Source organism: Spongiactinospora gelatinilytica, from assembly GCF_003236385.1.
Taxonomy (GTDB): Bacteria; Actinomycetota; Actinomycetes; order Streptosporangiales; family Streptosporangiaceae; genus Spongiactinospora; species Spongiactinospora gelatinilytica.
On sequence record NZ_POUA01000334.1, the window covers coordinates 1 to 8,654 of the forward strand.

The 8,654-nt window shown below is 68.2% G+C and carries 9 protein-coding genes and 1 pseudogene; 2 read left to right on the top strand and 8 right to left on the bottom strand.

Going from position 1 to position 8,654, the window contains the following annotated elements; translation table 11 throughout:
- The first annotated feature begins 422 nt into the window (after positions 1–422).
- Together C1I98_RS30485 and C1I98_RS44500 are read left to right on the top strand one after the other, a co-directional pair.
- Positions 423–1,067 carry a hypothetical protein gene (locus C1I98_RS30485; RefSeq protein WP_111170837.1) on the top strand — a complete coding sequence of 215 codons (645 nt, stop codon included), beginning with the start codon at positions 423–425 and terminating at the stop codon, positions 1,065–1,067.
- 692 nt (positions 1,068–1,759) lie between these two features.
- Positions 1,760–2,323, top strand: coding sequence for an aminotransferase class V-fold PLP-dependent enzyme (locus C1I98_RS44500; protein ID WP_158558233.1), 564 nt, complete (start codon positions 1,760–1,762; stop codon positions 2,321–2,323).
- Between the two features lie 23 nt (positions 2,324–2,346).
- On the opposite strand, the pseudogene C1I98_RS44505 reads toward C1I98_RS44500, so the two are convergent.
- The 8 genes and pseudogenes from C1I98_RS44505 to C1I98_RS30525 all read right to left on the bottom strand — a co-directional run.
- Positions 2,347–2,784 (bottom strand): annotated as a pseudogene (locus tag C1I98_RS44505) (Mur ligase domain-containing protein); the annotation flags it as partial.
- Positions 2,781–3,326: a cysteine peptidase family C39 domain-containing protein gene (locus C1I98_RS30500; protein WP_111170845.1), complete on the bottom strand. Its 546-nt coding sequence runs from the start codon at positions 3,324–3,326 to the stop codon at positions 2,781–2,783. The gene C1I98_RS30500 and the pseudogene C1I98_RS44505, both read right to left, overlap by 4 nt.
- Positions 3,327–3,405: 79 nt before the next feature.
- The gene (locus tag C1I98_RS30505; protein ID WP_111170840.1) at positions 3,406–4,491 is read right to left on the bottom strand and encodes a D-alanine--D-alanine ligase family protein; all 1,086 of its coding nucleotides are present in this window, start codon (positions 4,489–4,491) and stop codon (positions 3,406–3,408) included.
- Positions 4,488–5,309, bottom strand: a complete 822-nt coding sequence (gene dapF, locus C1I98_RS30510; RefSeq protein ID WP_111170841.1) for a diaminopimelate epimerase — start codon at positions 5,307–5,309, stop codon at positions 4,488–4,490. Before dapF ends, C1I98_RS30505 begins: the two co-directional genes overlap by 4 nt.
- Before the next feature lie 65 nt (positions 5,310–5,374).
- Positions 5,375–5,881: an HAD family hydrolase gene (locus C1I98_RS30515; protein ID WP_158558234.1), complete on the bottom strand. Its 507-nt coding sequence runs from the start codon at positions 5,879–5,881 to the stop codon at positions 5,375–5,377.
- Positions 5,878–6,033 carry an endonuclease/exonuclease/phosphatase family protein gene (locus tag C1I98_RS41880; protein ID WP_158558235.1) on the bottom strand — a complete coding sequence of 52 codons (156 nt, stop codon included), beginning with the start codon at positions 6,031–6,033 and terminating at the stop codon, positions 5,878–5,880. The genes C1I98_RS30515 and C1I98_RS41880 overlap by 4 nt, the downstream gene beginning before the upstream one ends.
- A 287-nt stretch (positions 6,034–6,320) precedes the next feature.
- On the bottom strand, positions 6,321–7,367 hold the full coding sequence (locus tag C1I98_RS30520; RefSeq protein ID WP_111170843.1) for a CPBP family intramembrane metalloprotease: 1,047 nt from the start codon (positions 7,365–7,367) through the stop codon (positions 6,321–6,323).
- A 344-nt stretch (positions 7,368–7,711) separates the two neighbouring features.
- Positions 7,712–8,654: phosphotransferase (locus tag C1I98_RS30525; RefSeq protein WP_233508323.1), on the bottom strand; the 943-nt coding region annotated here is incomplete at its 5' end.

An 8,654-nucleotide genomic window follows, 5' to 3' on the forward strand; every position in this document is an offset into this window, starting at 1 on the left:
CCATTCCCCACCCCACCTCCAACGCCCCTCCGGGCAGATACGCGCTTCGCGCTCTGGTTCCGCCTTCGGCGGTGTGTGCGCTTCGCGCCCCGTGGTCCTCGCTGACGCGCGGCCGGTTCCCCTTATGTCGGGCTCCGCCCGACGCTGGCGCCACCAGCCCGACCATTGACACCCGACAATCAGCGCTGAGTGGTACCTGATCGCCCGAAACCCCTTGGCCTCCTGGACTGAGGGTGTGACGAGGTTCAGGCGTCCATGCCTCGGGCCCGGCCGGGAGCCGGAACGGACAAGCGGTGGTGAGGGGGCCGAAGTGTTCGTATCGATATAGGCTCGCTACTGATGGTCGGCCTGATTTGTGAAGGATTGAACGCTGTTACGACGCTGCCACCACCTCCCGCGCGCCGGAACTCGGTCCCGGCCTGGTGATCCGCAAGTGTGCCAAGCGTGCCGAGCAGCGGCTCGATGTGACTCGCCTTCCCGAGGACGTCGTGGCGCTCATCGACGCCCTCGAATCCGGTGAGGCCATTGCCGTCACGCGGGACGGCCAGGCGATCGCGACGATCTCCAGCACCATCGAGGTCGTCCAGGGCACCATCGTCGATCGCGGCACGGCCGACGCGACCGAGGACCGACCGCCGGCCGACTACGACGGTGTGACGGTCGTCGCCACTGCGATGGAGCTGTCGGCGAAGGCACGGACGTCGCTGTCGAACCAACTCGGCGCGGACTACATCGTGCTCGACATGAACGCGGCTCCCACGACGGCCGACGTACTGCTGGTGCCACCGGTCAGCCCGCAGTTGATCGCGGCGCTCCGGCCGATGTTCCCGAAAGCCCGTGTCATCGTCACCGAGATCCAGGACGACGAACTCGGAGTCGACTACCAGGGCCCGGTCCGGCGCCTGCTCGATGCCGGCGCCGATGCGTACATGCCTCCGTCGACCGTCCCGCACCTGGCCAGACAGCTTGACTACACGCTCACTCACGGAAATCAGCTCGTCGGCGGGGCCGCCGCGCCGCTTGAGATCGCACCGGCCACGGAACCACCAGATCCCGAAGACGAATGACGCCGCCGACGCTCCTCGCCGAGAGCGGTAACGATCAGTGCGCCACGCCCCCTCGGCCAACGTCGTTCAACGGCGCTTGAACGGCTGACCGGCACAATCGTCCAGGGAGTCGCACGTACGCACGCTCAAAGGCCGCCCAGCGCACATCCCTATCGGCAATATCGGCGATATCGGCAATATCGGTAAATGAGCGGTTGAGCCTCCGAGGGCTGTTGCTCACCGGCGAAATCCAGGATGAGCCTGCAACTTTCGAGGGCATCGTCAACGCGCGGAAGCGCGTTTTCCAAGGCGTTAAGTAGCTCGTGGAGCTTTCGTCGTCCTTTTGAACGCTGCCGCGATCACCAGGACCAGCGGATAAGCCACGGCCGAGACCGTGGCGACGACCCTTCATCCGCTCCCCGCGCCGCCGACCGCCAAGCAGTGGACCCGTGATCCGCAAATCCACTCGATCGCCGGCCCGACCCTGCACTATGACCCCAATCCCACGTTTCATCCCATACCAAAGGCCGCCAAGCGGCCATGTTCTGGCAAGGATGGGGGTAGTAAAGAATCAGGAAGGGCCGTCCAAACAACCCGTCATCCTGATCATTTAGATAGGTCGCGCGAGTGGCCCGTTAGGGGTAAGGGAATCAACGGTTCCTAGAGGGGACGTAATGGGGTCATCAGCTCGCGCATCAGTTCCGACGGCGTCCGTGCCGGACCCGCAGGGGCATTCGCTCATGCAGCGGGTCCGTGGGGCGATCATCGGAAACGGCGAGGTGATCTGGGGCCCCTACGGCGCACGGCGCATCACCTACGCCGACTATTCGGCCAGCGGCCGGGCGGTCTCCTTCATCGAGGACTTCATCCGTGACGAGGTGCTGCCCTGGTACGCGAACACGCACACAGAGTCCTCAGGGACCGGCCTGCGGACCACGCGTCTGCGCGAAGACGCGCGCCAGGTGGTCAGGGACGCCGTCGGCGGTGACGACGAGACCGTGGTCATCTTCACAGGGTCGGGGGCCACGGGGGCCATCGACAAGCTGATCGGCATCTTGGGGCTGCGCCTGCCGGCCGGGTTCGACGACGCCTACCGGCTCACCGAGGCGATCCCACCCGCCGAGCGGCCCGTGGTGTTCATCGGCCCGTTCGAGCACCACTCCAACGAACTCCCCTGGCGGGAGACGATCGCCGACGTGGTCACCATCCCTGAGGACCGCGACGGGCGCATCTCGGTGGCGGCGCTGGAGGAGGCACCCATCTCCAAGATCAGGTAGCGGGTGGAGGGGGCGGCGCCTAGCACGGTCAGCGGCAGCCCGATCTCGGTGTTGAAGCTGCCGGGGGTGGCCACCGTCTCACCGTGACCGGCGAGGACCTGGGCCAGCAGGTCCTTGGTGCTGGTCTTGCCCGACGACCCGGTCAGCGCGATGATCTGCGCGCCGGTGCGGGTCAGGGCGTGCTGGGCGAGGCGGCCGAGGGCGGCGACGACGTCATCGGTGACGACGGCGGGCACGCCGACCGGGTGGGAGGCCAGCACGCAGGCGGCGCCCGCGGCGATGGCCTGGGCGGCGAAGTCGTGCCCGTCCACGCGGGTGCCGGCGACGGCGACGAACATGCCGCCGGGGGCGACGTGGCGGGAGTCGGCGGCGCTGCGGCCGGTCACCCGTGCCTGCGGGTCGGGCACGTCGTGCAGGGTGCCGCCGGTGGCGTCGGCGATCTCGGCGAGGGTCATGATCATGCTGCGGTCCTTCCTCCGGGCAAGGGGGGGAAGGTGATGGCGCGGCCGGTGTAGGAGGCGGCCAGGCGGCTGAGCGGTACCCGGTCGCAGGTCTGTCCCCAGGCCGATGGGTCGCGGATCAGCACATCCGGATCATCTGGGTCATGTGGGGTGCGGGCGGTGGTGTGGCCGTGGACGACGATGAGGTGCCCGCCGCGGCGGCCGTCGTCGGGAAGCCGCTCGGTGACGGACCCGATCAGCGGAGCCTCGGCGAGGACGCCGATCAGGTTCCCGGCGGGGACGGGGCGGGCCTGGCCGGGCACCCCGAAGGTGGCGGCCAGGTCGGCGATGCCGGCGTGCAGCCAGCCCCGCTCGACGAGCGCGCCATGTTTCACGCCGAGCTTGACCAGCTCGGTGAGCGTGGGCGCGTCCTTGCCGTAGGCGAGGAGGATCATCCGCAGCGCCGCCATGCCACACGCCCGGTTCGACCACTCCAGCCGGTCGCCCAGCGTCCACCCCTGATGCCGGTCCCATTCGGCGGGGTCGATCAACTGGCGGCACATCGGCACATCGTGGACCCGATGGACCTGATGGACCTGATGGTTCGGGGCATGGGGCATGGCGGCGAAACCCTTCAAGGCGTCATGCGCAGGTGGCGGACCCGTCCGGTGGAGCGGCGAACACGGGAACGGGCAGGGGCACATCATATGCGGGGCGCATCTGCGCCTCGCGGAGCAACGCGCGGACCACATCGGCAAGAGTCAGCCCGCACAGGGCCGCGCCGGTGACGAAGTTCGACCCTTCCGACATTCCCGGCATGGTGTTGACCTCCAGCGCGTACACCTGCCCGCTTTCGGTGACGATGAAATCGACGCGGGCCGCGCCGCGGCAGCCCAGGCCCTTCCACAACGTCACGCTGTGCCGGGTCAGGGTGTCCAGCACCGGCGGGGGAAGGTCGGCGGGGGCCAGGGACACGGTTCCCCGCCCGTCGGGGTCGAGTTTGCCGGCCGCGTCGTACCACTCCGCGTCGTGCACCTGGGTGGCCAGCGGCGGGAAGGCGAGCAGCCCGCCGGGCAGCTCCAGCAGGCCCACGGTGACCGGTGTTCCGGGCACATGGTCCTCGACCAGCACCGGGGAGGGGTCGATGGACCGCGCCTGCTGGAGTGCGGGCATCAGCGCCGCCCCGTCGCGGACCAGGGCCATCCCCAGGCTGGAGCCGCCGAGGGACGGTTTGACCATCGCCGCCTCCCCCTTCCAGCACACCGCCTGGCCGGGCGTCCACTCCCGCCAGCGGGGAGTGGGCACCTCCAGGGCCACCATCATCCGCTTGCAGGCGATCTTGTCGGCGGCGATGGCGGACGCGGTGACGCCGCTGCCGCACAACGGGACGCGCAGCCAGTCCAGCAATCCCTGGAGCCGGCCGTCCTCCCCGAACGGGCCGTGCAGGTTGGACGGCGCCAGATCGTAGGTGGGCAGGCTCGCGGTGAACGCGGGGTCGCACGGGTCGCAGACATCGAAGGTGACGCCGATCTCGGCCAGCGCCGCCGACAGCGCCGTGACCGACAGTTGCTTCGCGGGGCTTTTGGTCCTGTAGAGCCGGTCTTCGGCCGACACCCCGCCGTAGATCAGCCCCACCCGCATGGCATGAGCCCACTCGCCCTGCCAGATCCGTAATGTTGTGGCCTCGCTCCGGATGGTGCCGGTGTCGTCGGCGGAGATCACGGTCATGACAGGACCCCCTGGTACACCTGGGTGACCGGGCCGCCCACCCAGAAGGCACGGCCCGGCCGCTGATCGCGCGGGCGCACGATCAGCGGCCGGCCGGACCGGTTGTGCACGATGACGTCCTTCCCGCCCGCGACCTGGCCGCGTTTCAGCGCGGTCACGGCGGCGGCGACGGCTCCGCTGCCACACGACAGCGTTTCGTCCTCCACGCCCCGCTCGTAGGTGCGGACCGTCAGCTCCTGGCCGCCGAGGTGCTGCATGAAGCCGACGTTGGCGCCCTTGGGTTCCAGATTGGCCCGGTGGCGGACCAGGCGACCCCACCCTGGGACGTCGATGTCCTCCACATCGTCAACTATCGCCACGACGTGCTCGGTGCCGGTATCGACGGAGGCGAACCATATGGGGGCGCGGCCACCCAGGGTGGCCTGGAAGAGATAGGGGATGATCTTGCCGACCTCGACGGTCACCCACACGCCGTCATCGGCCACCCGAGCGTGGTGCTCGACGCCGTGCATGTCCAGACGGATCTGCCCGGTCGAGAGGCCGCGGTCGCGCGCCACCGACCAGGCGACGCACCGCAGCGCGTTGCCGCACATGGTGGCGGTCGTGCCGTCCGGGTTGATGCAGGTGACACCGATCGCGTCCCGATCAGGGGCGAGGGGGGCGGTGATGATGACCAGCCCGTCCGCGCCGATGCCGGTACGGCGGTCACACAACGTCCGGGCCAGGTCCGGCCAGTTCGTCGGCACCTGCGCGAGGTCGGACGTCTTGACCACGATGAAGTCGTTTCCGGCCCCATGGATCTTGTCAAAGGTGGGCATAGGTGTGCTTCTTTCTGCTGTCGGGGGGATTCGAGGGCTTACTGGGGCGGCCGGGCCTCTACGTGCTAGCGGGCGTGACGCTCGCCGAGGAACGCGGGGAGCCGAGGGAAACTGATGACCTGTGCGTGATCGATGGGCAGTTCCTCGCCGTCGATGAGCCGGCCGTGGGGTCGGATGAGGACGGCGCGCATGCCGTGGCTGATCGGAGCGGCCACGTCGGTTCGGTAGTTGTTGCCGACGAATAGGACTTGTTCTGGCGGGCAGGCGGCGGCATTGAGCACGGCCGCGTAGAAGCGCGGGTCTGGTTTGCCATAGCCGAGTTCTTCGGAGGTCAGCACGTCGGTGAAGAGGTGTTCAACGCCGGCGCGGCGCAGTGCCAGGCGGCGATTCTGGGTCGCCGAGTTGTTGGAGCCCAGCATGAGGCGCAGGTGGCGCTGGTGGAGGAGACGCAACGTGGCGGCGGCGGTGCTCTCGACGGGGCGGCAGCCGGACACGAGGTCAACGGGGTCTTCCGGGGTGGTCAGAGTGCCGCCGTAGTCGCAGACCACCACGGCGATGTCGATCGCCGTCATCTGGACAGGGCCCATGCTGTGTCGAGGTCGAACACGCCGACCACCGGCAGGTGATCGGAGTCGTGACGTGCCTGCTCGGTGTCGAGGACGCGGCAGTCCACTACCGCTTCTTCGGCCAGGTTGGTGTAGATCCGGTCCGCGCGGTACGACACGTCGTCGTCGTTCTTGTTCAGTTTGTGGCGCGCAGGCGGGTCTCGTCCCCCTCGCGGACTCCGCCCTCTAGGAGGTTGTAGGTCGCAACGGTCAGTAGCATGTTCCTCGCCTTCGGTGATGAGAGGCGGGCATGCGGAGTCTGGGCATGCCCATGTGGTGGACGGGTGGTCACTTCTTCAGCAGTGCCGCCATCGGGAAGTAGAACGTCAGCGGCAGCATGGGGAGCGGGTGATGAGCGAGTAGAGGCAGGTGAAGAAGATGAGCTGGATAATGGGGCGGGACAGACTCATGGCGTCGTGGAGGCTGTCGGCTGAGCAGGAGGTCGCTCACCGCTGGGGGCGTCGTCGCGTGGCCGGTCTATGGCGAGGGCTTGCGCGTGGCCGAGCTGGGTTTGCAACGTCTCTGCCTGCCGGTTGAGGCGGATGACCCACGCGACGAGGGCCGCGGTGGCGGTGAGGGTGAGTATCAGCAGGACCGGGCCGGAAACCTGGCCCGGCAGGTGGCTGACGGCCAGGTCGAACACCGCGTGGGCGACGATGAGCGGTCTGAGCCTGCCGAAGTGCAGATAGAGACCGGTCATCGTCACCGCCATCAGCACCGGCCCCACAGAGCCCCACCCTGCGTACAGGTGGATGTCCATCCGCAGGAGACCGTTGATCACGAAGATCAGCCATACCGGTACACCACGCCGGTACATGCCGATGGTCATCAGCGCGGAAGTGCCTTCTTCGACGACGCTCGTCTGCGCGATCCGCGTGAGCAGCTCCGGTTCGCTGTCCAGGCCCAGGATCTCGAACTGGCTGCGAGGAGGGCCGGGTGGTGGCAGCACCTGCCCGAGCCGGCCCATGACGGTACTGGCCATGGCCATGGCCGGGATCGGAATGAACGTCAGGGCCACTTCGCGTGGTGTCTGCCAGCCCGACCTGTCCCGGATGAGGTGACGGTAGGCCAGCCAGCCGACCAGCGCGGCGACCAGCAACGGACGTGCGGTCGAAGCCCAAGGTTCCGGCAGCCTGCCCGAGAGGATGAGCAGCCCAGCGGCGGTGAAGGTGATGACGGCGCGGCGGTCAAGCCTCAGGCCGGCGGCGCTGTACCAGATGAGTCCGACGATCAGCATGGCCGCCAGCCAGTCGAAGGCGTGGTCGAGCAGGGGCGGGTCCTCCCATGCCGCGCTGGCGGGCTTCCCGGTGGCCCAGCCCGCCAGGGTCGTGATCGTGCCGGGCAGGTATATCGCGATGTGGATGGACACCCCGGCCATCAGGGGGTTGGCGGTGAACGGGGTGGGCGGTTTGCGCCAGAAGGCGAGCTGTTGAGGGGTGGTTGTGGTTGTCATGGGTTTTCTTGTGGGGTTTCGTGTTGGGGGTCGGTGTGAGGTTTGGTGCAGGTCAGGCCGGGAATCCGGCCGCTGCTCCCCACCAGGCCCCCGCTTCGCGTAACACGTTGACGCAGTAGGTGTAGGTGTAGGCGTGGGCGATGCGCTGGGTCATGTCACTCCTTGGTGATCTCGGGGTGGCTGTGGGCATGCGGAAGCCAGCCCGTGTGGATGGCCGGGTGGTGCGAGGTTGGCGGCCGTGGGCGCCCAAGGACTGTCGAATAGTGTGCGCCCACGGCCGCGTGGGCCCCTCCGGTGACGGGGCATCCAGAGACGTGGACGCGCCGGGGGGGAGCTTCAGGGGTTTACAGGCGGGGCGCGAACCGGTGGTGCAGCCAGCTCCGGCCCGCCCAGAACGCCTCCGACCGCGTACTTCGCGTCTCGTCCGGGCCGTGCATCGCCGCGTGGAGGTTGTTCAACGTCCAGGCGGCGATCAGCGCGGTCACCTGATCGCGTGGTGCGCCTTCCCATGTCGGCAGATCCGTGAGTAGCGCCTCGGCCTGCTGCGGGGAGTGCCCGGCCTGGATCAGCTCGATGGCGACCATCATCGGATCGACCCAGTCGGCCCCCCGGGCGATACGAGACCAGTCCTGGATGTAGACCTGCTCCTCGCCGTCCCCGTCCGGGATCACGAGCTTGTGCCGGCGTAGATCGCCGTGCAGCAGCGAGGCATCCTCGTCCAGGACGGTGGGGTCGAAGCCGTGTAGCGCGGCGTCGTAATACTCCCAGAGCGGCAGGTCAGGGTCGTTCAGCATCACCTGGCTGCTGATCAGCATCGGCACGATGTTCCCCGACACCGGCGGGATGTCGCGGCGGCTGTAGGGCGACAGGTTTTCAGCGAGCAGATCCAGGGTTTCGATCACCAGGGGGATGTCCGGTGAGCCGGGTGTCAGCTCCGGGTGGCGGCCGTCGATCTGCTCGAAGACGAGGGTCACCCACCCGTGGCTGTTGCTGGACAGCTCCAGGGACGGGACCGGTATCAACGACGACGGGATGACGCGCGCGGCGTCCTGTTCCCGGATGGCGGACATCGCTACGGGATGGTCGGCGGGGCATGCCTTGAAACAGAAGCGGCCGAGATTGGAGTACAGCAGGGCGGCCACCCAGGGTTCCCTCATGGGAATGGGGATGGCGGTGTATACCGGCCCGAAATGGCGGTGCACGTCGTCACGAAGCCTTTGGGGCAGGTCCAGCCAGTCGGTCACCGGTCGCTCCATGCGGGTGAGGGGTGAGGGGTGAGGGGTGAGG